The following is a 23,742-nucleotide window of genomic DNA, read 5'->3' on the forward strand; positions in this document are numbered from 1 at the left end:
CTCGCGATCTACGTCGGCACCCGGTTCGGCTTCGGTGGCAACGCGCTGCGGGCCGTGTGGGTGATCCTGGTGCTGGCCCTGATGATGTCCGGAGTGGGCATCACCGCCGTCGCGTTCGTGACGTTGTTCGTGCTCTCGGCGTACGGACGGCGGGCCGCGGCGCTGGTGTTCTCGGTGCCCACGGCGGTCTTCGTGCTCTGGTACCTCTCCTACGGCCGCGACGGCGCCAAGGACCCGCTCGACAGCGCCTGGGACTACCTGCAGATGCCGACGTACATCTGGACCGCACTGACTCACGGGCTCGAGCGCGCCACCGGGATCCCCGGCAGCGGGGCGGTCGTCGCGCTCGTGCTGGTGGTCGGGGTGCTCACCGCGCGGGCCACCACGGCACCGCTGCTCAAGCACCTGGCCGCCGCGGGGCTGCTCGCCACGCTCTTCCAGCTGACCCTCGCCGCCTCCACTCGCCTCGAGTTCGGGGTGGAGAGCTTCAAGGAGTCGCGCTACGCCTACACCGTCGTGGTCCTGCTGCTGCCCAGCGTGGTGCTGGTCATCGATCGCGTGCTCGCCATGGTGCCCAGACCTGCGCCCCTGGCCGCGCTCCTGGCGGCCTGGCTCCTGGTGGCCTACGTGATCCACGGGGAGCACCTGTTCCACCAGGACCAGAAGGACCGCACGTTCGTCACCGACCCGTGGCCCGGCATCATGCGGGGGATGCGGGCCGCGGCCCAGGCCGACGAACGAGTGCTGACCCAGGACGCGATCGAGTGGCCGAACGCGCGGTTCCGACCCGATCTCGTGGTGCTGCCCGAGATGTGGGATGAGCTCCCCGAAGGGGAGGCCACCCCGGCCGAGCGACTGAACGCCGAACGCATCTTCTTCGTCGGTGTCTACCGCGAGACGCTGGGCCTGCCGTCGCCGGACGCCTGGGAGGTGAAGCTGCGCAGCGGCTTCGCCCTAGCCCGCTACCAGGACGGCTGCGCCAACTACACCGCCTCCACCGATGGTGCGGAGCTGAGCGTGGAGGCCGACGAGGGCGGCGTCGAGATCGCGATCTGGGGTCCGTCCTCCTCCCTCACCACCCATCTGGAGCGGCGCGGCGAGGTGAGCTCTCCGCGCAGCTGGCAGGTGCCGGTGGGGGAGACCTCCTTCATCGGGACCTCGGCGGAGTTCGCCGACCTCGTGATCACCTTCGACAAGGCCGGTCAGTACCTCATCTGCAGCTGAGGCCGGGGTGCAGGTCGCAGACGAAGAGCGCCGTGCCCGGGGTGAGCAGGCCGCGCACCCGGGACCAGCCGCCCCACACCCGGTCGTGGTCAGCGGGCCACTCGGGCTCGAGCAACCGGCGCACCACGAAGCCGCGCGCCGCCAGCAGCTCCACCCAGTCGCCCAGCGTGCGATGGTGCTCGACGTAGGCGACCTGTCCCGAGGCGTCGTCGATCTCCACGTACGGCGTCCGGTCCCAGTAGGACTGCGACGCCGTGAGCCCACCCTCGCCCGGGTCGTCGGGGAAGGACCAGCGGGTGGGGTGGGTGATGGAGAACGCGAACCTGCCGCCGGGACGCAGCACCCGAGCCGTCTCGTCCAGGGCCCGGTCGATCTCGCTGACGAACTGGAGCGCCCCGAAGGAGGAGAACACCACGTCGAAGGCATCGTCGACGAAGGGGAGGTCGGTCGCGGTCCCGAGCACCGACGGCACCGGCAAGCCGGTCTCCTGGTCCAGGCGCAGCGAGTGCTGCAGCTGACGGAAGGAGAGGTCGAGCCCGACGGCCTGGGCGCCCTGCCCGCGCGCCCAGCGCGAGCACTGTCCGGCGCCGCTTCCGACCTCGAGCACACGGCGACCCTCCAAGGGCCCGAGCGCACCGGCCTCGGCCTCGGTCAGCCCCTCCGGGCCCCAGACGAACCCGACGTCCCCGAGGAAGGCGCCGTGGGTGGCCTGGTACTCGTCGGCGTACCGGTCCCAGTCCGGGCCGTTCGCCCGCCGGGACTCCGCCTCGCTGACTCCTCGCCTCTCCACCCGGACGGACTGTGGCTGGTGGTCGGGTACGGCGTTGGACGGCGTCTCTGGCACGGCAGCAGACTAGCGCCGAGCCACCGAACACCCCGCGGGCGATGGGCACCGAGATGCAGCGGGCGTCACGGTTGGACGCTGGGCGCCGTACCCGCGTAGACTCGCACGTCGCCAGAGGTCTGCCCGGGTTCCACATGAGCGGACTCTCGCTCACCACCTCAACTCCGTGGTGAAAACGGACTTCAGGCGTGCCCACGACTTCTATCCACCCAAGGAACTCTTTCCCTTATGACGAGCACCATCTCAACTCTTCCGGACTACGACGCGCCCCAGGTGGCGATCAACGACATCGGGTCCGAAGAAGACTTCCTCGCCGCGATCGATGCCACCATCAAGTACTTCAACGACGGCGACATCGTCGAGGGCACCATCGTCAAGGTCGACCGTGACGAGGTCCTCCTCGACATCGGCTACAAGACCGAAGGTGTCATCCCCTCTCGCGAGCTCTCGATCAAGCACGACGTCGACCCCTCCGAGGTCGTCGCCGTCGGCGACAAGGTCGAGGCCCTGGTCCTCCAGAAGGAGGACAAGGAAGGCCGCCTGATCCTGTCCAAGAAGCGCGCCCAGTACGAGCGCGCCTGGGGCACCATCGAGCAGGTCAAGGAAGAGGACGGCGTCGTCGAGGGAACCGTCATCGAGGTCGTCAAGGGTGGGCTCATCCTGGACATCGGCCTGCGCGGGTTCCTGCCCGCCTCGCTGGTGGAGATGCGTCGTGTCCGCGACCTGCAGCCCTACGTGGGTCAGGTCCTCGAGGCCAAGATCATCGAGCTGGACAAGAACCGCAACAACGTCGTCCTCTCCCGCCGCGCCTGGCTCGAGCAGACCCAGTCCGAGGTTCGCCACGGCTTCCTGACCCAGCTCCAGAAGGGCCAGATCCGCAAGGGTGTCGTGTCCTCCATCGTCAACTTCGGTGCCTTCGTGGACCTCGGTGGCGTCGACGGCCTGGTGCACGTCTCCGAGCTGTCCTGGAAGCACATCGACCACCCGTCCGAGGTCGTCACCGTCGGTGACGAGGTCACCGTCGAGGTGCTCGACGTCGACATGGACCGGGAGCGCGTCTCGCTCTCGCTCAAGGCGACGCAGGAAGACCCGTGGCAGCACTTCGCCCGGACCCACCAGATCGGTCAGATCGTGCCCGGCAAGGTCACCAAGCTGGTGCCCTTCGGCTCGTTCGTCCGCGTCGAGGAGGGCATCGAGGGCCTGGTGCACATCTCCGAGCTCGCCGAGCGTCACGTCGAGATCCCGGAGCAGGTCGTCCAGGTCAACGACGACGTCATGGTCAAGATCATCGACATCGACCTCGAGCGTCGCCGGATCTCGCTGTCGCTGAAGCAGGCCAACGAGACGGCCACCGCCTCTGACGTCGAGGAGTTCGACCCCACGCTGTACGGCATGGCGGCGACCTACGACGACCAGGGCAACTACATCTACCCCGAGGGCTTCGACCCGGAGACCGGCGAGTGGCTCGAGGGTTACGACGAGCAGCGCGCCACCTGGGAGGAGCAGTACGCCAAGGCGCACGCTCGCTGGGAGGCGCACGTCAAGCAGCAGGCCGAGGCGAAGGTTGCCGAGGTCGAGGCGAGCGAGGCCACCACGTACAGCTCCGGTGGCGAGACCGCAGTGCAGGAGGAGAGCGGCGGCGGTTCGCTGGCCTCCGACGAGGCCCTGCAGGCCCTTCGCGAGAAGCTCACCGGCGGCAGCAACTGACGTCGAGCACCGTGTGATGCGTGGCCCGTCCGGCTCTGCCGGGCGGGCCGCCGTCATTTCGCGGGGCGGCTGATAGGCTCGGCGGGCCATGCCTGCGCAGACCCTGCCCCCGCCGCTCGGCTGGCAGGCCTACACGTTCTGCATCGCAGGTGTGCAGAAGTCCGGGACCTCGACGTTGTCCGCGCTGCTGGACGCCCACGTCAACATCGCGAAGGCTCCCCGCAAGGAGATCCACTACTTCGACGACGACGCCAGGGACTGGTCGAACCCCGACCACAGCGACTACCGGGTGCCGCGCCGCCGTCGGGTGCACACCCACCTGGGTGACGCCACTCCGCGCTACCTGGCGTGGCCGGGAGCCCTGGCGCGGATCCGCGCCGTCAATCCGGCCATGCTGATGATCGCCATCTTCCGGGACCCCCTGGACCGGCTGTTCTCGCACTGGATGATGCTGCGCGACCGCCTTGGCGCCGGTGCCCCCGACTGGGCCGAGTTCACCGCATGGCGTCCCGCGGGGATGCCCGACTCGATCCCGGCGGACCTCCGGGGACGGGCTGACCGCAAGCGGTTCCAGCTGGCCTCGGGAGTGATCCGGGGCTATTACGGCAGCCAGGTGCGCGCCGGGCTGGCCTTGTTCCCGCGCGACCAGTGGCTCTTCCACGACTTCGCGTCCCTGCTGGCCGACCACCGCGGGCATCTCGACCTCACCACCGACTTCCTGGGCCTCTCTCGCTACCAGGAGTACCCCCCGCTGCGCCGCCTGATGGCAGCACCGGACGGAGTCACCGGCGCCACCCCGACCGGAGACCAGCTGCACGAGCTGGCGCGGCACTACCAGCCCGAGGTGGAGGAGCTCGCCAAGCTCACCGGTCTGCCCGTCCACGGCTGGAACACCGCTCGGTTGCTGGCCGGCGAGCTTGATCCCCAACACCTGGCCGAGACCTACGCGACGAAAGCGAGACGTGACCGATGACGCTCAGAGTGGGCCTGACCGGCGGTGTGGCATCAGGCAAGAGCACCGTGGCCGCGATGCTGGCCGAGCTGGGGGCGGTCGTCGTTGACGCCGACCTGCTCGCGCGAGAGGCCGTGGCGCCCGGCTCCGAAGGGCTGGCCGAGGTGGTGGCCCAGTTCGGCCCCGAGGTGCTGCTGCCCAGCGGCGAGCTCGACCGCCCGGCGCTGGCCTCGGTGGTCTTCGCGTCCGAGCCCCGACGCCGGGAGCTGGAGGCGATCATCCATCCCCGCGTGCGGGACCTGGCCGCCGAGGTCGAGGCGGGCGCGCCGCCGGACGCGGTCGTGGTCCACGACATCCCACTGCTCGTGGAGACCGGCCAGGCTCACGGGTTCGACGCGGTCGTCGTGGTCGACGTACCCGTCGAGACCCAGCTCCGGCGCATGGTGGAGCTGCGCGGGATGGCGGCCGAAGAGGCTCAGGCCCGGATCGCCGCCCAGGCGACCCGCGTGCAACGTCGCGCCGCGGCGACGTACCTGATCGAGAACACCGGCGACCTGGAGCACCTGCGTGCCAGGGTGCAGGACGTGTTCGCCTCGCTGCAGCGGGGACAGGCGAGGTGAGGACCCCTCGGTGGAGACGCGCCGCCCTCGTCGCGGTCTCCACGCTGCTCTGTGCCGGTTGTGGGCTGATGGATGCCGGCTCCTCGCCGAGCTCCCCGGAGGGTGCGGACCGCCGCGGGACGGAGTCGGCCGCCTCCGACTCCTCGGCCGAGACCGCGGCCCTCACCTGGGGTCCCACGCCCCAAGAGGTCGAGCAGGCCTCGCGGATCGTCGCGGACTGGACTCCGGAGCAGCTCGCGGGGCAGGTCATCGTGGGCCGCTACCACTCCACCGACCCGGAGGTGCCTGCCCAGATGGTGCGCGAGCTGCACCTGGCCGGCGTCTCGGTGACCAACGGCAACGTGCTGGACGCCGAGCAGGTCCGGGCCACGACGAGTGCCGTGTCGGCCGCCGTGGCCGAGGACGGTCGCGACTTCCCAGCCGTGATCGGGGTCGACGAGGAGGGCGGCTCGGTAGCCCACCTGCGGGGGATCGCCAGCACCTTCCCTGCCTTCCGCAGCGCCGGGGACGCCGTCGACCGGGACCGGGCCGAGGGCGGCCGTGAGGGTCGGCGCATCGTGCGCGAGGCCGCGCGGGCCTCGGGACTGGAGCTGCGCAGCCTCGGGTTCACCTGGGTGTTCGCTCCCGTGGGTGACGTGACCATCGGCTCCGCGGACCCCACGATCGGCAGCCGGTCCCCGTCCTCGGACCCGCGGACAGCCGCCACCGCGACCGCGGCCGCGGTCCGCGGCTACGTCGCCGCCGGCATCGTCTCCACGCCCAAGCACTTCCCGGGTCACGGGGGAGCGACCGCCGACTCGCACGAGGTGCTGCCCACCCTGAGCACCGGTCTCGAGGAGCTCCGGCAGCGCGACCTGCTCCCCTTCAAGACCTCCATCCGCGCCGGCGCCCCGGCCATCATGCTGAGTCATCTCGACGTCCAGGCCCTGGACCCGGGGCTACCGGCGACGCTGGCTCCCCGGGTGTACGACTTCCTGCGCCAGGAGATGCGGTTCGAGGGCGTGGCCATCACCGACTCCCTGGGCATGGGCGCGGTGGCCGACCTCCCGCTGCCGGCGGTGCGCGCGGTCCAGGCGGGTGCGGACCTGTTGTTGATGCCCGCCGACACCGCGAACACGCACCGGACGGTGACCGCGGCGATCCGCTCCAGCGAGATCAAGCCCGAGCGGATCCAGGAGGCGGCGGGTCGGGTGGTGGCGCTGCAGCTGTGGCAGCAGCGCATGTCACAGGAGCTGTCGGTGCCCGAGGACGCGGCCGAACGTGCAGAGGCGGCGGCCTCCGAGCTGGAGGCCGCCGCCTGGTAGCAGCGGGGAACCGGTGGCAGGCTGGAGCCGTGGGTCAGGCTGCGAGGTCGGGGTCGCCAAGGCGCCGCAGCTTCTGCAGAGCCTCGCGCTCGAGCTGACGCACCCGCTCGGCTGAGATCCCGTGCCGGGCACCGATGTCGGCCAGCTTGTGCTGGCGTCCGTCCACCAGGCCGTAGCGGGCCCGCACGATGTCCGCGGAGCGGTCGTCGAGCTGCGAGACCAAGCGGCCGAGCCGCTCGCGAGACTCCACGTCCAGGACGCTGAGGTCCGGGCTGGGAGACGTCTCCTGGGCCATCAGGTCGCCGAGGGAGGTGTCGCCGTCCTCGTCGATCGGCGTGTCCAGGGAGACGTGGTCACGGCCCCAGGCCATCAGGTCGAGCACGCGCTCCACGTCCAGTCCGAGCTCCTCGGCGATCTCGCTCGGGTCGGGGTCCCGGCCGAGCTGGCGCTCCAGCGTGCGGCGAGCGCTGCCCACCTGGTTGAGCTCCTCGACGACGTGGACCGGGAGCCGCACCACGCGCGCCTGCTGGGCGATGCCTCGGGTGATGGCCTGACGCACCCACCACGTGGCGTAGGTCGAGAACTTGTAGCCCTTGGTGTAGTCGAACTTCTCCACGGCGCGGATCAGGCCGGTGTTGCCCTCCTGGATCAGGTCGAGCATCGGCATCTGCGCCCGCCCGTACTTGCGGGCGATGGAGACCACCAGGCGCAGGTTGGCGGTCACGAAGGTGTCGACCGCCTCGCGGCCCTGCTCGGCCAGCCACTCGAGCTCTTCCTGCGTCGCCCGCATGGGGGCCCCACCCTTGCGGCGGCCCACCCGACCCTCGGCCAACAGGTGCTCGGCCATGAGACCGGCCTCGATGGTCTTGGAGAGCTCGACCTCGAGCGCGGCGTCCAGAAGGGGCGTGCGAGCGATCTCGTCGAGGTAGAGTCCGACGCTGTCGCGTCCCTCGATCTCACGGTTCACGCTGGTGCGGGTTGCGGTCCGGGTTGTCATCTCCACGCCCTCCTGCCTCGGTGACCTGGCCGGTGCCGGTCACATAAGCCTCAACGTCGTGCCGGGCGAGTAACATTCCCGAACGACGAGCGAGGCGCTTGTGTGTCTCTCTCACCTCCAATGACGCTCGGCAGGCTCCCAGAGTTGCCGGGACCGGCAACTCTCAGGGACTTCTCAGGGCCCCCTAGGCGTCGGTGAAGACACCCCGTTCATACCCGCACACCGGCGGGACCATGCACCTGGCCGGGGCTAGCCGGTCAGCGGTCCGAACCGGTCTCCGCCAGCCCCATGCGGTCCAGGATCCAGGCCAGGGAGAACGCCCGGTCGTGCCAGGACTTGTAACGACCGGAGACGCCCCCGTGGCCCGCTTCCATCTCGGTGCGGAGCAGGAAGTCGCGACGCCCCACCGCGGTGGCCCGGAGCCTGGCGATCCACTTGGCAGCCTCCACGTAGAGCACGCGGGTGTCGTTCAGGGACGTCTCGGCCAGGATCGGGGGATAGTCCTGCGCCGTGACGTTGTCGTAGGGGGAGTAGGAGGCGATCAGGTCGTAGGCCTGAGGGTCGCCCTCCGGGTTGCCCCACTCCTCGTACTCGGTCACCGTCAGCGGGAGGGAGGAGTCGAGCATGCTGGTCAGGGTGTCCACGAACGGGACGCTGGCCACCGCTCCGGCGAACAGCTCGGGGGCCTGGTTGAGCACCGCCCCGATCAGCAGACCGCCGGCGCTCCCGCCCTCGGCCACCAACGTCGCAGGGGTGGCGCGGCCCGTCTCCACCAGGTGCCGGGCACAGTCCACGAAGTCGTTGAAGGTGTTGGGCTTGTTGCCCAGCTTGCCCTCGTCGTACCAACGCCGGCCGACCTCGCCACCGCCGCGGACGTGGGCGATGGCGAACGCCGCCCCCCGGTCCAGCAGAGAGAGCCGGGCGATCGAGAAGTAGGGGTCGATCGAGGCCTCGTAGGCGCCGTACCCGTAGAGCAGCGTGGGAACCGGGCCGGCGTCCCACGCGCCCCGACGCGCCACCACCGAGATCGGCACCTGCTCGCCGTCCCGGGCGGTGGCCCAGATCCGGTGCTCCTCGTAGTCCTCGGGGTCGTACCCGCCCAGCACCGGGGCTCGGCGCAGCAGGGTGAGCTCGCGGGTGCGTACGTCGTAGTCGTAGACCGACGAGGGCACCGAGAGCGAGGTGTATCCGAGCCGCACCAGGGGCTGGTCGAACGACGGGTTGGACCCTGCTCCCACGGTGTAGACCTCGCGGTCGAACTCGACCAGGTAGTCCTCGCCGAGCCCGGCGTCGGTGAGCTCGATGATCCGCAGCTGGGTCAGCGCCTGGCTGCGCTGGTGGATCACCAGGTGGGTGGCGAAGGCATCGACGTCCTCGAGGCGGACCGCGGGGTCGTGGCGGACGACGGGCTGCCAGTCGTCGGCGTCGGTCGGGACGACCGGGGCGAGCGCGAGCTCGAAGTCGGGCCCGGAGCCGTTGTGCAGCACCAGGAAGACGTCCCGTCCAGCCACCACGGCCGGCTCGAGGTTGTACTCCAGCCCCTCCCGGCGCGGGCAGAAGACCACGAACTCGCCGTCCGGCTGCGCGGTGTCCCGGAAGGACCACTCGGTGGTCGACTTGGAGCCGCTGACGATGAACAGGAAACGGTCGTCGCGGCTGCGTCCCACGTTGACCCAGAATCGACCGTCCGGCTCGTGGTGCACGAGCTCGTCGGCCTCCTGGACGGTGCCGAGCCGGTGACGCCACACCTTGTCGGGGCGCCAGGACTCGTCCACGGTGGTGTAGTAGAAGGAGCGCCCGTCGACGTCCCAGGTGACACCGCCGAGGACCCCGGTGACCACGTCGGGGAGCAGCTCGGTGGTGCTCAGGTCCTTGACCCGCACCGTGTACCTCTCGTCGCCGGCGGTGTCGGTGGCGTAGGCCAGCAGGGTGCCGTCGAGGGTGAGCGAGGAGCCCCCGAGGGAGAAGAACTCGTGCCCCTCGGCCAGCTCGTTGAGGTCGAGCAGCACTTCCTCGCCCGGCAGTGCCGGCTGGTCGGGAGCAGCGTCGCCGTCCGGCCGGGGCGGGGTCCAGTCGGCCGGGTCAACCACCGGCACCCGGCAGCTCACGCCGTAGTCCTTGCCCTCGAAGGAGCGGGAGTAGAACCACCAGCCTCGGTTGCGGGTGGGCACGGAGAGGTCGGTCTCCTTGGTGCGTGCCTTGATCTCGGTGAAGATCTGCTCGCGCAGCCCTGCCAGGTGCGCCGTGCGCTCGGCCGTCCAGGCGTTCTCGGCCGCGAGGTGGTCCAGCACCTCGCGGGACTCCTTGTCCCGCAACCAGTCGTAGTCGTCGGTGCGGGTCCGACCATGGTGCTGCTGGGTGACGGGACGAGGTGCGGGGGACGGCGGCTGCATGCGCGAAGGGTACGTGGCTGGTGAGCGAGGCGGACTCCCGAGCGGGAGACGACCGGGCGACAATGGGCTCATGCACGTGGACCTGAACGCGGACCTCGGTGAGGAGGTCACCGACGACGTCGCGCTGCTCGGCCTGGTCACCAGCGCCAACGTCGCCTGCGGCTACCACGCCGGGAGTCCGGCCGTCATGCGCGCGGTGTGCGACGAGGCGGCACGCCGGGACGTCTCGGTGGGCGCTCAGGTGTCCTACGCCGACCGGGAGAACTTCGGCCGGCTACCCCGTGAGGTGGCCTTCGACCTGCTGGTCGAGCAGGTCGCCGACCAGGTGGGCCTGCTTGCCTCGATCGCGGAGTCCGCCGGGATCCAGGTGCGCTACGTGAAGCCGCACGGCGCCCTCTACCACCGGGTCTGCGAGGACGAGGAGCAGGCCGCAGCCGTGCTGGCGGGCTCCGGGGAGCTTCCGGTCCTGGGGTTTCCCGGCAGCGTGCTCCTCCGGGGCGCGGCGAGCGCCGGGCGGGGCACGCACCCCGAGGGGTTCCCGGACCGGGGCTACACCGACGAGGGCCGTCTGGTTCCCCGCGGGCAGCCCGGCGCGCACGTGGCCGGGGCGGAGCAGGTGTCGGCCAGGGCGGTCGCCCTGGCCCGGTCCGGCACGGTGAGCTCGTTGTGCCTGCACGGGGACAGCCCCGGCGCGGTGGCCCATGCCGCAGCGGTGCGCGCCGCCCTGGTCGGAGCCGGCTTCGAGCTGGTCCCGCTGTGACATCGAGCGGAGAGCACCAGGCCCCCGCCACCCGCCGCGTGGGCCCGCGAGCGCTGCTCGTGGAGGTGGCCGACCATCACGAGGCACGGGCGCTCGCGTCGTGGATCCGCACCCAGTCGGTCTCCCTCACCGACGTCGTACCGGCGGCCCGCACGGTGCTGCTGGACGGTCTGGACGATCCGGCGCGGGTCAGCCAGCTCGTCGGCGGGTGGCGGCCGGGGGTGGCGGAGCGTCCGCACGGGCGATCGGTCCGGATCCCGGTCCGGTACGACGGCCCGGACCTGGCGGTGGTGGCGCGAAGCTGGGGCGTCACCGAGGACGAGGTGGTGCGTCGGCACACCGGCCTGGAGCTGGTCAGCGCCTTCGTCGGCTTCGCGCCCGGGTTCAGCTATCTCGGTGGGCTGCCGGAGGAGTGGTCGGTACCGCGCCTGGACTCCCCGCGCTCCCGGGTTCCAGCAGGCGCCGTGGCGATCGCGGACCGCTGGTGCGCCGTCTACCCCGGCGAGTCACCAGGGGGCTGGCTCCTGCTCGGCCGCACCGGCGTCACGGTGTGGGACCTGAGCCGAGCCGCCGAGCCGTCCCTGCTGCCTCCGGGCACCCGGGTCAGGTTCGTGGCGGCATGAGCCTGCTGGTCACCGATGCTGGACTCCTGACGACGGTGCAGGACCGGGGCCGGCCCGGCTGGGCCCATCTCGGGGTGCCTCGGGCCGGTGCGCTGGACGGCCCGGCCGCGGCGCTGGCCAACCGGCTGGTGGGCAACCCGGTGTCCGCGGCGCTGCTGGAGGCCACCCTGGGGGGCCTGAGGTTCCGGGCCGAGCGGGCCTGCCTCCTGGCGGTCACCGGTGCCTCGTGCCGCGTCGACGTGGGCGGCCGGCCGGCTCCCTGGGGGGCTGCGTTCTCGGTCCGGGCGGGCACGGAGGTCGCGCTCGGCCCCGCCTCGGACGGTGCGCGCTGCTACGTCGCGGTGCGGGGCGGGATCGCCGTGCCGCCGGTCCTGGGCTCCAGGTCCACCGACACGTTGTCCTGGGTGGGGCCACCCGTGGTCACCAGGGGCACCAGGCTGCCCCTGGGTGCCCCCTCGGGCGACGGACCGGCAGACGTGGTGATGACCGCGGCGCCGTACCGGCGCCGCGAGCTCCTGCTGCACCTGGGTCCCCGGGCCGACTGGGTCGCGGATCCCGGCAGCCTCGACGGTGCGACCTACCGGGTGGGCACGGACTCGGACCGGGTGGGACTGAGGCTGGACGGACCCGTCGTACGCCGGGCCCGGTCCGGGGAGCTGCTGAGCGAGGGGATCGTGCTGGGTGCGGTGCAGCTGCCTCCCTCGGGCCTGCCGCTCGTCTTCCTGCACGACCACCCCACGACTGGTGGCTATCCGGTGATCGCGGTGGTGGACGAGGCCGACCTTCCCGTGTGCGCCCAGGCCAGGCCGGGGGAGGAGCTGGTGCTACGCCTGCGGTGAGGGGGGCACCCACGGGGAGAGCGCGGCGTCGTCGATCGCGAAGGATCGCACCGGCCCGGGCGCCGTCTCGGCGGTCTCGAACCGCACCGTCACCACGCCCCGGCCCGAGCCCCAGACCCACCCGCGTCCGTGCACGGCGTGGATGACGTCCATCCCCGGGTTCCAGCTCCTGCTCACCGGCGCCGGGGCCTGGGCCGGGTGGGGGAGCGCCGGGATGTCCTCCAGAGCGGTCTCCCCGAACAGGTCGTCCTGGATCCAGTCCGCGAGGCCCGAGACCCCGACCCCGAGCAGCCGGACGCCGCCGGAGGTGTCGAGCTCGACGAGCAGGCCTCGGGCCACACGGGCGATGACGGCCGCGGCGTCGGTGGGGGCGCTCAGCGTGCTGGAGCGGCTGAGCGTGGTGAAGTCGTGCAGCCTCACCTTGATCGTGACCGTGCGACCGGAGTGCCCCTGCTTGCGCAGCCTGTCCGCCACTGAGGTGGCGTGCCGGGTGAGCAGCGCCTCCATGAGCCTGCGGTCGGTGAGGTCCGTGTCGTAGGTGTCCTCGACACTGACGGACTTGGCCTCACGCTCCGGCACCACCGCGCGGTCGTCCTGGGCCCGGGCCAGCTGGTACAGCCCGTGGCCCTGGGCCTTTCCGAGCAGGCGCACGGCCTCGTCCTCGGAGATCGACTCGAGGTCGGCGACCGTGGTGATGCCCGCGCGACGCAGGCGCTCGGTGGTGGCCGGGCCGACCCCGGGGATCACCGAGACGTGCATGGGACGCAGCAGCTCGCGCTCGGTGCCCGGCGGCACCACCGTGAGTCCGTCGGGCTTCTCCAGCTCGCTGGCCACCTTGGCGATGAACTTCGAGGAGCCCACCCCTACCGAGGCGGTCAGTCCGCCGGTCCGGTCGTGGACCCCGGCGCGCAGCTGCTCGGCCACCGTGGCGACGGTGACCACGTCGAGGGAGGGCAGCCCGGCGGCGCCGAGGTCGACGAAGGCCTCGTCCAGGGAGAGCGGCTCCACCAGCGGAGAGACCTCCTGGAGGAGTCCCATGACGATCCGGCTGGCCTCGCGGTAGGCGTGGAAGCGCCCCGAGAGGAAGGCGGCGTGCGGACAGCGCGCCCTCGCCTCCCGGGTGGACATGGCCGATCGGACCCCGTACCGACGGGCCTCGTACGACGCCGTGGCCACCACACCGCGGCCCCCGGTGCCACCGACGATCACCGGCTTGCCGCGCAGCGATGGCTTGTCACGCTGCTCGACCGAGGCGAAGAAGGCGTCCAGGTCCAGGTGCAGGACCGAGGCGGTGGTGCGCATCAGGCGCACGTCGCACGTCGGCCGGTCATGGAGCCATTGTGGACGTCCCAGCGACTCGCGGCCGCACCGCCCGGGCCGCGGCGCGCCCACAGCCGGCGCCGTCAGCGCGTTCTCCACAGGCGCCCGCAGCCAGCGGGCGGCGTGGCCGGCCTCGCCGCAGTCTGGGACGCATGACAGACCAACGCCACCTCGCCGTCCGTTCCCCTGAGGACCTGCTCGCCTGCGTCCCCCTCCTGCTGGGCTTCCTGCCCGCGGAGTCGGTGGTGATGCTCGGGCTGCCTCCCGACCCGGCGTTCCACGCCCGGGTCGACATCGCGCCGGCTCCGGAGCTCTCACGGATGTGCCAGGCGCTGGTGGCTCCCGCGCTCAAGCATCGGCTCGGCCGTGTGGTGCTCTGCATCTTCACCGATCTGGACGCGGCGGCGGTCGTGGTCCAGGAGCTGCTCGCCGCCTTCCGCGTCGCCGGCATCGAGGTCTGGGAGGTGATCGCGGCAGACGGGCGCAACTGGCGAACCATGCTCACCGCCGAGGAGCTCGGTGAGCACCAGACGTCCGGGAGGTACGACGCGCTCAGCCATCGGTTCGTGGCGGAGGCCGTCGTCGCCGGTCAGGTGGTCCTCGCCTCCCGCGAGCGGCTGGCGCTAAGCCTGGCGCCGGACCCGGCGGCCGCCGCGAAGGTGGCCTCGGCCCTGGCCGTCCAGGCCATGCCGGATCCGTCATGGGTGGTGCGCACGACGGCCGCCCATGCCGCCGCAGGGACCTGCCCCACGACGCGGGAGACAGCGCGCCTAGTGGTCGCGCTGGTCGACCTGGACTGCCGCGACGCCGCCTGGGGCACGGTCCGGCGAGCCGAGGCTCGTGCCCATCTCGACGTCTGGCTGGCGGTCTGCCGTGCCACTCCGACGCCCTTGGTGGCAGCTCCCGCGGCGGTGGCGGCCTTCCTCGCCTGGTTGGCCGGCGACGGGGCGCTGTCCTGGTGCGCCCTGGACCGGTCTCGGGAGGCGGGGGTGCCGTGCAGCCTCGCCGGACTGGTCGAGGACCTGCTCCAGCAGGCGGTCTCGCCGCTGGACTGGCGCCCGGTGCTGCCCGAGCCCCGATCGGCCGACCCGTGGACCGGTGGCGCTGCCTGAGGTGCGCTGGATGCGGAGATGGTTATCGTTCCCCCCATGGGTCAAGAGGTCGAGGCACAGGAGTTCTCCCGGGCGGACCGGACGAGGCACCGTGAGAAGGTGCGGCGCGGACTCGACGTCTTCGCCCGCATGCTGCGCGAGGCGCGGTTCGACACCGACGACCCGATGACCGGGCTGGAGGTCGAGTTCAACCTCATCGACGAGGCCGGCGACCCAGCGCTGAAGAACGCGGAGGCGCTCGAGGCCATCGCCAACCCCGCGTTCCAGACCGAGCTTGGGCAGTTCAACATCGAGATCAACTGCGAGCCGGCACGCCTGCGGGAGCGGGGACTGACCCAGTTCGAGCAGGGCCTGCGGATCAGCCTCAACGCGGCCGAGGAGCGCTCCGCCAAGGTGGGAGCGCACCTGGTGATGATCGGGATCCTGCCCACCCTGGCCGAGGGGCACATGAGCCTGGGCGCGATCAGCGCCAACCCCCGCTACCGACTGCTCAGCGAGCAGATCCTGAACGCCCGCGGCGAGGACATCTCGATCTCGATCTCCGGCACCGAGCGTCTGGAGACGACCGCGGACTCGATCGTGCCCGAGGCCGCCTGCACGAGCACCCAGTTCCACATCCAGACCTCGCCCGACGAGTTCGCCGCGTACTGGAACGCCAGCCAGGTCATCGCCGGGGTGCAGCTGGCGGTGGGCGCCAACTCGCCGTACCTGCTGGGCAAGCACCTGTGGCACGAGACCAGGATCCCGTTGTTCGAGCAGGCCACGGACACCCGAAGCGAGGAGCTCAAGGCCCAGGGCGTGCGGCCACGGGTGTGGTTCGGGGAGCGGTGGATCACCTCCGTCTTCGACCTGTTCGAGGAGAACGTCCGCTACTTCCCCGCGCTGCTGCCGATCAGCGACGACGAGGACCCGCTGGCGGTGCTGGAGGAGGGGGGCACTCCGGGTCTGCACGAGCTGCGGCTGCACAACGGCACCATCTACCGCTGGAACCGCCCCGTCTACGACGTCGCCGCCGGGGTTCCGCACCTTCGCGTGGAGAACCGGATCCTCGCGGCCGGTCCCACGGTGGCCGACACCATCGCCAACGCCGCCTTCTACTTCGGGCTCGTTCGCGCCCTCGCCACCGGCGAGCGTCCGCTGTGGTCCCAGATGTCGTTCAGCGCGGCCGAGGAGAACTTCCACGTCGCCGCGGAGCACGGCATCGACGCCCAGGTCTACTGGCCGGGCCTGGGGCAGGTCAGCGCCTCCGAGCTCGTGCTGCGCCGTCTGCTGCCCCTGGCCCACGAGGGACTGGCGGCCTGGGGTGTGGAGACGGACGAAAGGGAGCGGCTGCTCGGGATCATCGAGCAGCGGTGCCTGCTGCGGACCAACGGCGCGGAGTGGTTCGTGGCGCGCATGGCCGAGCGCGCCAGGGACGACCGCGAGGCATCGCTGCGCGCGACCCTGCTGGAGTACGCCGAGCGGATGCACAGCAACGATCCCGTGCACACCTGGAGCTGAGGCAGCCTCGCTCACCGCCGCAGTCGGCGCCAGGTGCGCGAGCGGACAGTGGGGTGGTGGACCCACCCGTGCCGCGTCACCAGGGCGAAGCTGGGGGTGAGTCCCAGCTCGCGCCAGGCGGCGTCGCCGGCCGACAGCCAGTCGAGGTCGGCAGGGCACAGCTCGGTGTCTCCGGACCTGGTCAGCCACAGCACCGGCGCGGCGTGGGACTCCAGCGCCCGGTTGCCCAGGGCGACCGCCACCTCGACCCTGGTGTGCCTGTCGAGGGGCTCGTCCCTGCGCGGGTCGAAGTGCACCGGGCCGGCGCCGGTGTCCGAGAGCTGCCCCGGCAGCCCGGCCCACAGCCGCGGCTCGAGGTGGCCGCGGGGGGAGTGGGCCTTCAGAGCCAGGACGCTGCCGCGCAGGCCCTGCTCCACGGCGCGGGGGAGGGAACTGGGCTCGGACGACACGCTGCCACCCTGCCGCACCCGGCCCCGGTGGGGTGATCGGTTCTCCACAAGGTCCCCAATCGCGCGGCGATTGGGTAGCGTGCGCGTCGGGGCCGCACCAGCGGCACACGAATGGCCCGGCGCGAGCCCGGGCAGAGGGAGCCAGCCTGATGGGTACCGTGGTTGTGGGATACGTGGCCAAGCCTGAGGGGGAGGCCGCTCTGTCGAAGGCCATCGAGGAGGCCAAGCTGCGGGGGGCCAAGCTGGTGGTGGTCAACTCCCACCGCGGCGGTGCCGAGTACGACGGCGACACGGCACGGCGCGCCTCCGACGAGATCGAGTCGGTGCAGCAGCGGCTCGCCGAGTCCGGTCTGGAGTACGACGTGCGCCAGATGGTGCGCGGCTTCGAGCCCGCCGAGGACCTGATCAGCCTGGCCGACGCCAACTCGGCCGAGCTCATCGTCATCGGCCTGCGCAAGCGCACCCCCGTCGGCAAGCTGATCCTCGGCAGCAACGCCCAGCGCATCCTGCTGGACGCCACGTGCCCGGTGCTGGCGGTCAAGGCCTGAGCGCACCGCGGGTGCAAGGCGTTGCCGCGGCGCGGCATGATGGCGTCATGGGCCTACACATCACCGGCGACGCCGCCGCGGACGCCGTGCTCGACGACCACCCGTTCGCGCTGCTCGCCGGCATGATGCTCGATCAGCAGTACCCGATGGAGCATGCGTTCCGCGGCCCGGCAAAGGTCTTGGAACGCTTCGGAAGCCTTGAGCCGGGCGACCTCGCGGCAGCAGACCCCGAGGAGTTCGCCGCCCTGGCCGCGACCACCCCGGCGGTCCACCGGTTCCCCGGCTCGATGGCTGCACGCCTGCAGGAGCTCGGCCGGATCGTCGCCGAGACCTACGGCGGCGATGCGGCCCGCATCTGGACCGAGGCCGCCGACGGTCGGGACCTGCTCCGGCGCGTCATGGCGCTGCCCGGCTTCGGCAAGCAGAAGGCGCAGATCTTCGTGGCGCTCCTGGCCAAGCAGCTCCAGGTCCGCCCCGACGGCTGGGAGGCCGTGGTGGGGGACTACGCGCTGGAGGGCTACCGCTCCGTGGCGGACGTGGTCGACGAGGAGTCACTGCAGCGCGTGCGCGAGTTCAAGAAGCAGAAGAAGGCCGCAGCCAAGGCGGGATGAACCCGCCGCTGCGCCCGTCGGGCGGGGGCGGTGGGAGACCTCACCGCCCCCGTGGCAGAATGATCAACGCGGCTCTTGACTTTACCGGGCCTTGCCGCGCCCCTTTTCGTTCCCGAGAGGTGTTCGTGTCGTCGCACCCACGCAAGTCACTCCCCCCCGAGGTGCTGTCCCACCCGGCAGTGCTGACCCTCGTCGAGCTCGCCTCCAAGGACGGGACCGTCACTCCCGACCAGGTGCGGCAGGCCAGTGATGGCGCCCAGGTCGAGCCACGGCACCTCAAGGCACTCCTGACTCATCTCAGCGGACTGGGCATCACCGTCGACGTGAGCGCCGGTGTCTCGCGGGTGGCTGCGGCGGGTGCTCCTCGCAAGACGACCACCGCGAAGACCGCCCAGGCGGCCAAGACGGCGGCCAAGACGGCGGCCCCGGCGGCCAAGAAGACCGCGGCGAAGAAGGCCACGGCCAAGAAGACCGTCGCAAGCGTCGACGACGTCGCGAGCCTGGTCGTGCCCGCGCTGGGCCCGGACGGCAAGAAGCTCCTGCCGGACATCCCCGACGAGCAGTTCGAGAAGGACGTCGTCGCGGACCCGACGATCAAGGAGGACGAGAAGAAGGCCTCCTTCGTCGTCTCGGCCGCCGACGACACCGATGAGCCCGAGCAGCAGGTCATGGTGGCCGGCGCCACTGCCGACCCGGTCAAGGACTACCTCAAGCAGATCGGCAAGGTGCCCCTCCTCAACGCCGAGATGGAGGTCGAGCTCGCCAAGCGGATCGAGGCCGGCCTCTTCTCCGAGGAGAAGCTCGCCAAGGGGGGGAAGATCAGCCCCAAGCTGCTCGAGGAGCTCGAGTGGATCTCCGAGGACGGCCGACGCGCCAAGAACCACCTCCTGGAGGCCAACCTGCGCCTGGTCGTCTCCCTGGCCAAGCGCTACACCGGCCGCGGCATGCTCTTCCTCGACCTGATCCAGGAGGGCAACCTGGGTCTGATCCGCGCGGTCGAGAAGTTCGACTACACCAAGGGCTACAAGTTCTCCACCTACGCCACGTGGTGGATCCGCCAGGCGATCACCCGCGCCATGGCCGACCAGGCCCGGACGATCCGGATCCCGGTCCACATGGTCGAGGTCATCAACAAGCTGGCCCGCGTCCAGCGGCAGATGCTCCAGGACCTGGGCCGCGAGCCCACTCCCGAGGAGCTCGCCAAGGAGCTCGACATGACCCCCGAGAAGGTCATCGAGGTCCAGAAGTACGGGCGCGAGCCGATCTCGCTGCACACCCCGCTCGGCGAGGACGGCGACTCGGAGTTCGGAGACCTCATCGAGGACTCCGAGGCCATCGTGCCGGCTGACGCCGTCTCGTTCACCCTGCTGCAGGAGCAGCTCCACGCGGTGCTCGACACCCTGTCGGAGCGCGAGGCCGGCGTGGTCAGCATGCGCTTCGGCCTCACCGACGGCCAGCCCAAGACCCTGGACGAGATCGGCAAGGTCTACGGAGTCACGCGCGAGCGGATCCGGCAGATCGAGTCCAAGACCATGTCCAAGCTCCGCCACCCGAGCCGCTCGCAGGTGCTTCGCGACTACCTCGACTGAGGGTGTCGGGTGTCCGCCGGTCGCGTGATGCGCGACCGGCGGGCCCGGCGCGCGCTAGGTTTGGCGACTATGTCACGACGGTCCCTCCTCCTGGTGGCGCTGGCCGGTTGCTTGGCCGTGGGCATCGCTGCGTGGGGGCTGGTCCTCTCCGACGGCGAGGGCTCGGCGGCCGAGGTGGCTGACAGCGATGACGAGGTCCGGGAGTTCCTCCGTCCCTGGTACGAGGCTCTGGCGGACCAGGAGCGGTCGCCCGCGAAGGTCGTGGTCGTCGGTGACTCCATCTCCGAGGGGGCGATGCTCCCGACGCCGATCCACGAGGCCCGGTTCGTCCGTCGCCTCCAGGACATGCTCCGGGCCCAGCAGGACGTGGGCGGCGGCAGCGGTTACTTCCCCGCCTTCTACGGCGACATCTTCTCCGCCGACGACAACGTCCGTACCGGTACGCCGCCCCAGGAGCACTCCTACGACCGGTGGGGGCTCGGTGGTCGCGCCCTGTTCCTGCCGCAGGGCTCCACCGTGACCTATCCGCCTCAGCGGGCGACCAGCGTTCGGGTGTGGTTCGGCCGCATCGACGTGCTCGCCGGAGCCGGCAAGGTGGTCATCGACGGCGTCGACGTCACGGCCCGGGGTGTCCTGTCGACAGGCGAGGCGCCGGGTGAGGCGATCGACTCGGCCGGGGTGGCGCAGTCGGGCTTGTGGTGGGAGTCTCCTCCGATGCCCTCCGCCGAGCACACCGTGGCGGTCAGCGGCGCCTCTGACGCGGGCGTCTTCGTGCACAGCGGAGTCGAGTTCCTCGACGCCGACGAGGACTCCGGGATCCACGTCTACGACGCCTCGCACTCGGGAGCGACCGCGCAGGACTTCGACTCCGAGACGATGGCGGCCGGCCACTGGACCGATGTCCGGGCCATCGATCCCCAGCTCGTGCTCATCAACGTGGGGACCAACGTGGATCCCGACTACCCGGCCAGCCTCGAGCGGTTGGTGGAGCTCGCGCTGGAGTCGGCGCCCCATGCCCAGGTGGTGCTGGTGCACGGCTACGAGCCGGGCCACTGGGACACCCAGGACTGGGGTGAGGTGAGGGAGGTCAGGGAGGCTGTGGCCGCCCGGCACGCCGACCGGGTCGGGTTCTTCGACCTCGCCGCCCACTGGCCGGCCCTGGCCAAGGACGGGTCGACCAGCGAGGGGCTGATGCTCGAGGAGTCGCCACCGGTCCACCCGAACGTGGCAGGCAACGAGCGCATGGCGGAGATCTTCACCGAGCTGCTGGAGCTCCCGTGATGGGGCCTGGGCGGAACCGCGGGGGACCGCGACGCGTCCCAGTCACATGAACCACCGACGGGTCACCACCTCTGCACACGTGATGCTCCTGGTCGCGCTGCTGCTCCTCGGCACCGCCGCGTGTGGGACCGACCGCCCCCCGGGTGGGGGCGCGGATGGGGCTCCGGACGCGACCGGAGACACCACGACGCCGGAGCCCACGACCTCGGCGCCCGCGACGCCGGGGCCGACTGCCCGTGAGTCCACCAGGCCTGGGGCCACCACCTCAGGTCCCGCGACTGGTCCCGCGACGCCCTCAGGTCGCCCCAGCGGGAGGTCGACGCCGCCGAGCGAGGCGCTGCAGAAGATCCGGGTGGTCGGGAAGCTGGTCAGTGTCGGCGGGTGCGTGGCAATCCGCGACGCCAACGCGATCAGCTGGACGCTGCGTGGAGCCAGGACCGAAGGGCTGGCCGTGGGCGACCGGGTGCAGGTCACCGGCGCGCCGGACCTGCGGGGTGAGGGCTGCGGTGGGCCGGTCGTGGTGGTGGACGCGCTGAAGGTCCTGGACCGGGAATGAGACCCGCCCCCTGACCATACGGTCAGGAGGCGGGTCTTTCGTCGGTCATGCCCGGCTCGGCGCCGAGCGTGAGCGGGTCGGGGTCAGTTGACCCTGATCCGCATGGAGGTGCCGTTCTGCGACAGGACCCTGATCTTGACGCCCGCACCGGCCACCTTCACACCGACACGGGGGAGACCCGCGTCAGCCTGCGGCTGGAAGTAGCGGTTGGGGTTGCTGTCGTCGAACAGCGGCTTGGCGCTGGCGCCGCGGATGTAGCTCCTACGGCCACCGGCAGTGAGGTAGAACGAGTCGGACTTCTCCAGGCTGAACGGTGCGTCGTAGGTCTGGATCCGTCCCCGCCAGGGCTGGCCCTGCAGGTTGTAGAGCACCTGCGGGTTGGCATCCACCGGCAGCACCAGGCCGGCACCGGGGTGCTGGCTGGTGTTGTTGTCGGTGTACGAGGCGTCCCAGTAGTTGACCAGGAGCCCGTCCTGGTACGGGAACTTCTCGGCGAAGTCGGGCCGGTCGGGGAAGCTGAAGTTGTACGGACCGGTCTTGAGGTACTTGTCGTAGGACACGTACTGGCGGTTGCTGGCCAGGTAGAACTGGTCGGTCAGCGCGGTGATGCTGTTGCCCACCGAGGTGAATCCGTCCAGGGTCCAGCCGTTGGGCGGGTTCTCCGCACCGTCTGCGAAGAGCACGGCACCAGCGGCATCGGTGACCTTGATGTCGTCGACGAAGAGGCCGGCCCACCCGAGGTCGGGATCCTGACCCTGCACGCCGCCGTCGGTGACGTAGCGGGCTCGGAAGCCGATGGTCTGACCGGCGTACGCCGACAGGTCGTAGCTCACCGGGACGTACCCGTCGCTGACCCCGTCGATGCCGATCTCGGCGGCATCAGGGGCGGTGTCCGGGTCGAACGGCGTGGCCAGCTTGGTCCAGCTGCCGCTACCGGCGGGCACCTCGGCCTCGAAGAAGGCGTAGTCGTAGTCCTCCTCGATGTTGTACTGCGCCGAGAGCGTCAGGGTCGCGCCACCGGCCGGGACCGCGATGTCCGTGCGGGACATCGAGGCCTCGTAGTCGTCGCCCTGGCCGGACCACCACTGCTTGGCTCCCTGCGCGGGGGCGGGAAGAGCAGTGACGTTCTCCTTGTCCGGGAGGACCACTGCCACGCCCTGCGGCTTCTCGGAGTTGTACTCGTGCGGGCCGAGGTCGATGGTGCGGTTCTGCCCGGCGACCACGGTCTCGTAGTCCAGCCAGCCCAGCTGCAGCTTGTCCCAGACGCCGAGGTCGGCGGCCCGGGTGCCGAGACCCTGGTCCCCGGGAGCAGAGACGCGGCTCTGCGCCATCAGGGTCCACCAGCTGACCGGGTTGTCACCCGAGGCTACGGTGTCGTAGTGGTCGGGCAGTCCCAGGTCGTGGCCGTACTCGTGGGCCACGGTGGAGAGCCCGCCGTTCTCGCCCTGGATGGTGTAGTCGGCCACCCAGATCCCGCTGGTGCCGATCTGGGTCCCACCGTCGAGGTTGCCGGTCGGGCCGGCCGTGCCGTCGAGGTTCTGGAAGGCCTTCCAGCGGTGGCTCCAGATGGCGTCCTCGCCGTAGACCGGGTCGCCGTCGGACTGGTCCCCGCCGGCGTGGACGATCTGGAAACGGTCGATGTAACCGTCCGGCTCGTCGAAGTTGCCGTCACCGTCGAAGTCGTAGCGGTCGCGGATGTCGTACTCGGCCACCGTGGCGGCGATCTGGGCGTCGGTGCGCCCGGCCGCGCGCTGGTCGGCGACCCACTGGGTCATGGCGTCGGAGATCAGGGACCAGGTGTTGTTGCAGACCTGGCTGGCGCAGGGGTAGCCGTTGCTGCGGCCGTAGCGCGCCTGGTTGAACGGGACCGTGGTGATGTCGGTGACCATGCCGTCGACGCTGTAACGACCCGAGGACTGACGCTCGTAGTAGGTCTTGAGGGACTCCACGCCCCTGCCCTCGCCGAAGTAGAGCTTCTCGTAGTAGGCCTTGTCGTAGTTGGCCTGCCATCCGGTCGAATTGTCGTTCGGACCGGGCTTGGGGATCTCGTTGAACGAGGGACCTTCGAACGATGCCGGCCCTTCGGTCAGGGGGTCGACGTCCACGTCGGGGTAGTTCGGGTGCCGCTGGTCGCCGAATTGCACCAGGAGCACGAACACCTTGTCGGTGCGCTCGTTCTCGAGCTCGACGTACTGGTCGGCCCCGCTCTTCTTGGCACTGGCCCGGGGCGACTTCGTCCCGGCGGGCTTGCGGCCGACCTTGAGCACCGAGGTGCCGTTGATCTTCTTGGGGGAGGCTTCGCCGCTGAGCACGTCGGCCCACGCCTCTTGGCGCAGCACGGCCTGCTTCTCGGCCTGGGGGTTCGGCATGACGTGGTCGGGATTCGCGCTGCGGGGTTCTCCCTGGCGCTGGTGCGATGCCGCTGGTGCGGCAGTTGCCGAAGGCAGGGCAGCCAGCCCCAGTCCGGCGAGCAGGGCCACGCTCAGCGCGGCGTTCGTGGTTCTCACGTGATC

General features: G+C 71.0%; 21 protein-coding genes. 15 read left to right on the forward strand and 6 right to left on the reverse strand.

The features are described from left to right. Nucleotides 1-1,224, forward strand: a 1,224-nt coding sequence (locus C5H89_RS12950; RefSeq protein WP_162799362.1) for a hypothetical protein, incomplete at its 5' end; no start/stop codon positions are given. Here C5H89_RS12950 and C5H89_RS12955 read toward each other — a convergent pair. Next, a complete protein-coding gene (locus C5H89_RS12955) occupies nucleotides 1,211-2,068 on the reverse strand; it encodes a class I SAM-dependent methyltransferase (RefSeq protein ID WP_104107399.1) in 858 nt (285 codons plus the stop codon). The genes C5H89_RS12950 and C5H89_RS12955 overlap by 14 nt on opposite strands. Before the next feature lie 228 nt (nucleotides 2,069-2,296). Between C5H89_RS12955 and rpsA the strand changes: the two genes are divergently transcribed. From rpsA to C5H89_RS12975, 4 genes are all read left to right on the forward strand, one after another. Then, the gene (gene rpsA / locus C5H89_RS12960; protein ID WP_104107400.1) at nucleotides 2,297-3,775 is read left to right on the forward strand and encodes a 30S ribosomal protein S1; all 1,479 of its coding nucleotides are present in this window, start codon (nucleotides 2,297-2,299) and stop codon (nucleotides 3,773-3,775) included. Between the two features lie 88 nt (nucleotides 3,776-3,863). Then, on the forward strand, nucleotides 3,864-4,748 hold the full coding sequence (locus C5H89_RS12965; RefSeq protein ID WP_104107401.1) for a sulfotransferase domain-containing protein: 885 nt from the start codon (nucleotides 3,864-3,866) through the stop codon (nucleotides 4,746-4,748). Further along, complete coding sequence (gene coaE, locus C5H89_RS12970; protein WP_104107402.1) at nucleotides 4,745-5,347, forward strand: dephospho-CoA kinase; 603 nt, start codon at nucleotides 4,745-4,747, stop codon at nucleotides 5,345-5,347. The genes C5H89_RS12965 and coaE overlap by 4 nt, the downstream gene beginning before the upstream one ends. Continuing rightward, nucleotides 5,344-6,651 (forward strand): glycoside hydrolase family 3 N-terminal domain-containing protein, encoded by a 1,308-nt coding sequence (locus tag C5H89_RS12975; protein ID WP_162799363.1) that lies wholly within the window; start codon nucleotides 5,344-5,346, stop codon nucleotides 6,649-6,651. Before coaE ends, C5H89_RS12975 begins: the two co-directional genes overlap by 4 nt. Before the next feature lie 34 nt (nucleotides 6,652-6,685). Here the strand turns inward: C5H89_RS12975 and C5H89_RS12980 are convergent, their stop codons facing one another. Continuing rightward, a complete protein-coding gene (locus C5H89_RS12980; protein WP_101526115.1) occupies nucleotides 6,686-7,648 on the reverse strand; it encodes a sigma-70 family RNA polymerase sigma factor in 963 nt (320 codons plus the stop codon). A 257-nt stretch (nucleotides 7,649-7,905) separates the two neighbouring features. Continuing rightward, a complete protein-coding gene (locus tag C5H89_RS12985; RefSeq protein ID WP_104107404.1) occupies nucleotides 7,906-10,041 on the reverse strand; it encodes a S9 family peptidase in 2,136 nt (711 codons plus the stop codon). 70 nt (nucleotides 10,042-10,111) lie between these two features. On the opposite strand from C5H89_RS12985, the gene C5H89_RS12990 reads away from it, so the two are divergent. The 3 genes from C5H89_RS12990 to C5H89_RS13000 are packed head-to-tail and all read left to right on the forward strand — an operon-like array spanning nucleotide 10,112 to nucleotide 12,263. Continuing rightward, nucleotides 10,112-10,801 carry a 5-oxoprolinase subunit PxpA gene (locus tag C5H89_RS12990; RefSeq protein WP_104107405.1) on the forward strand — a complete coding sequence of 230 codons (690 nt, stop codon included), beginning with the start codon at nucleotides 10,112-10,114 and terminating at the stop codon, nucleotides 10,799-10,801. Beyond that, nucleotides 10,798-11,424, forward strand: a complete 627-nt coding sequence (locus C5H89_RS12995; protein WP_104107406.1) for an allophanate hydrolase subunit 1 — start codon at nucleotides 10,798-10,800, stop codon at nucleotides 11,422-11,424. Before C5H89_RS12990 ends, C5H89_RS12995 begins: the two co-directional genes overlap by 4 nt. Then, nucleotides 11,421-12,263 carry a biotin-dependent carboxyltransferase family protein gene (locus C5H89_RS13000; RefSeq protein ID WP_104107407.1) on the forward strand — a complete coding sequence of 281 codons (843 nt, stop codon included), beginning with the start codon at nucleotides 11,421-11,423 and terminating at the stop codon, nucleotides 12,261-12,263. The genes C5H89_RS12995 and C5H89_RS13000 overlap by 4 nt, the downstream gene beginning before the upstream one ends. On the opposite strand, the gene C5H89_RS13005 is transcribed toward C5H89_RS13000, so the two are convergent. Further along, nucleotides 12,249-13,565, reverse strand: a complete 1,317-nt coding sequence (locus C5H89_RS13005) for a DNA polymerase IV (protein ID WP_104107408.1) — start codon at nucleotides 13,563-13,565, stop codon at nucleotides 12,249-12,251. The two genes, C5H89_RS13000 and C5H89_RS13005, sit on opposite strands and share 15 nt — an antisense overlap. A 170-nt stretch (nucleotides 13,566-13,735) precedes the next feature. Here C5H89_RS13005 and C5H89_RS13010 point away from each other — a divergent pair, with 170 nt between their 5' ends. Together C5H89_RS13010 and C5H89_RS13015 are read left to right on the forward strand one after the other, a co-directional pair. Beyond that, nucleotides 13,736-14,695 carry a DUF4192 domain-containing protein gene (locus tag C5H89_RS13010; protein WP_162799364.1) on the forward strand — a complete coding sequence of 320 codons (960 nt, stop codon included), beginning with the start codon at nucleotides 13,736-13,738 and terminating at the stop codon, nucleotides 14,693-14,695. 36 nt (nucleotides 14,696-14,731) lie between these two features. Continuing rightward, a complete protein-coding gene (locus C5H89_RS13015; protein ID WP_104107410.1) occupies nucleotides 14,732-16,195 on the forward strand; it encodes a glutamate--cysteine ligase in 1,464 nt (487 codons plus the stop codon). An 11-nt stretch (nucleotides 16,196-16,206) separates the two neighbouring features. Here the strand turns inward: C5H89_RS13015 and C5H89_RS13020 are convergent, their stop codons facing one another. Then, nucleotides 16,207-16,644, reverse strand: coding sequence for a hypothetical protein (locus C5H89_RS13020; RefSeq protein WP_162799365.1), 438 nt, complete (start codon nucleotides 16,642-16,644; stop codon nucleotides 16,207-16,209). Nucleotides 16,645-16,793: 149 nt separating this feature from the next. Between C5H89_RS13020 and C5H89_RS13025 the strand changes: the two genes are divergently transcribed. The 5 genes from C5H89_RS13025 (at nucleotide 16,794) to C5H89_RS18960 (ending at nucleotide 21,229) form a co-directional block, all read left to right on the forward strand. Continuing rightward, complete coding sequence (locus C5H89_RS13025; protein ID WP_101524226.1) at nucleotides 16,794-17,192, forward strand: universal stress protein; 399 nt, start codon at nucleotides 16,794-16,796, stop codon at nucleotides 17,190-17,192. A 47-nt stretch (nucleotides 17,193-17,239) separates the two neighbouring features. Next, entirely contained in the window at nucleotides 17,240-17,803 is a 564-nt protein-coding gene (locus C5H89_RS13030) for an HhH-GPD-type base excision DNA repair protein (RefSeq protein WP_104107412.1), read from the forward strand. A 119-nt stretch (nucleotides 17,804-17,922) separates the two neighbouring features. Continuing rightward, complete coding sequence (locus C5H89_RS13035; RefSeq protein ID WP_104107413.1) at nucleotides 17,923-19,392, forward strand: RNA polymerase sigma factor; 1,470 nt, start codon at nucleotides 17,923-17,925, stop codon at nucleotides 19,390-19,392. A gap of 69 nt (nucleotides 19,393-19,461) precedes the next feature. After that, nucleotides 19,462-20,673, forward strand: coding sequence for an SGNH/GDSL hydrolase family protein (locus C5H89_RS13040; protein ID WP_104107414.1), 1,212 nt, complete (start codon nucleotides 19,462-19,464; stop codon nucleotides 20,671-20,673). A gap of 385 nt (nucleotides 20,674-21,058) precedes the next feature. Beyond that, entirely contained in the window at nucleotides 21,059-21,229 is a 171-nt protein-coding gene (locus tag C5H89_RS18960) for a hypothetical protein (protein WP_162799366.1), read from the forward strand. A gap of 83 nt (nucleotides 21,230-21,312) precedes the next feature. Here the strand turns inward: C5H89_RS18960 and C5H89_RS13050 are convergent, their stop codons facing one another. Next, the gene (locus C5H89_RS13050) at nucleotides 21,313-23,736 is read right to left on the reverse strand and encodes an immune inhibitor A domain-containing protein (protein ID WP_240181847.1); all 2,424 of its coding nucleotides are present in this window, start codon (nucleotides 23,734-23,736) and stop codon (nucleotides 21,313-21,315) included. Nucleotides 23,737-23,742: the final 6 nt, after the last annotated feature.

The sequence above is a fragment of the Nocardioides sp. 616 genome (assembly GCF_002930065.1).
GTDB lineage: Bacteria > Actinomycetota > Actinomycetes > Propionibacteriales > Nocardioidaceae > Nocardioides > Nocardioides houyundeii.

Bases quoted from the DNA above. Each gene is read 5' to 3' on its own strand.
- C5H89_RS13030 (WP_104107412.1), top strand. From the start codon at position 17,240: ATGGGCCTACACATCACCGGCGACGCCGCCGCGGACGCCGTGCTCGAC.
- C5H89_RS12985 (WP_104107404.1), bottom strand. From the start codon at position 10,041: ATGCAGCCGCCGTCCCCCGCACCTCGTCCCGTCACCCAGCAGCACCAT.
- C5H89_RS12980 (WP_101526115.1), bottom strand. From the start codon at position 7,648: ATGACAACCCGGACCGCAACCCGCACCAGCGTGAACCGTGAGATCGAG.
- C5H89_RS13040 (WP_104107414.1), top strand. From the start codon at position 19,462: ATGTCACGACGGTCCCTCCTCCTGGTGGCGCTGGCCGGTTGCTTGGCC.
- C5H89_RS13005 (WP_104107408.1), bottom strand. From the start codon at position 13,565: ATGCGCACCACCGCCTCGGTCCTGCACCTGGACCTGGACGCCTTCTTC.
- C5H89_RS13010 (WP_162799364.1), top strand. From the start codon at position 13,736: ATGACAGACCAACGCCACCTCGCCGTCCGTTCCCCTGAGGACCTGCTC.
- coaE (WP_104107402.1), top strand. From the start codon at position 4,745: ATGACGCTCAGAGTGGGCCTGACCGGCGGTGTGGCATCAGGCAAGAGC.
- C5H89_RS12990 (WP_104107405.1), top strand. From the start codon at position 10,112: ATGCACGTGGACCTGAACGCGGACCTCGGTGAGGAGGTCACCGACGAC.
- rpsA (WP_104107400.1), top strand. From the start codon at position 2,297: ATGACGAGCACCATCTCAACTCTTCCGGACTACGACGCGCCCCAGGTG.
- C5H89_RS13000 (WP_104107407.1), top strand. From the start codon at position 11,421: ATGAGCCTGCTGGTCACCGATGCTGGACTCCTGACGACGGTGCAGGAC.
- C5H89_RS13015 (WP_104107410.1), top strand. From the start codon at position 14,732: ATGGGTCAAGAGGTCGAGGCACAGGAGTTCTCCCGGGCGGACCGGACG.
- C5H89_RS13025 (WP_101524226.1), top strand. From the start codon at position 16,794: ATGGGTACCGTGGTTGTGGGATACGTGGCCAAGCCTGAGGGGGAGGCC.
- C5H89_RS12965 (WP_104107401.1), top strand. From the start codon at position 3,864: ATGCCTGCGCAGACCCTGCCCCCGCCGCTCGGCTGGCAGGCCTACACG.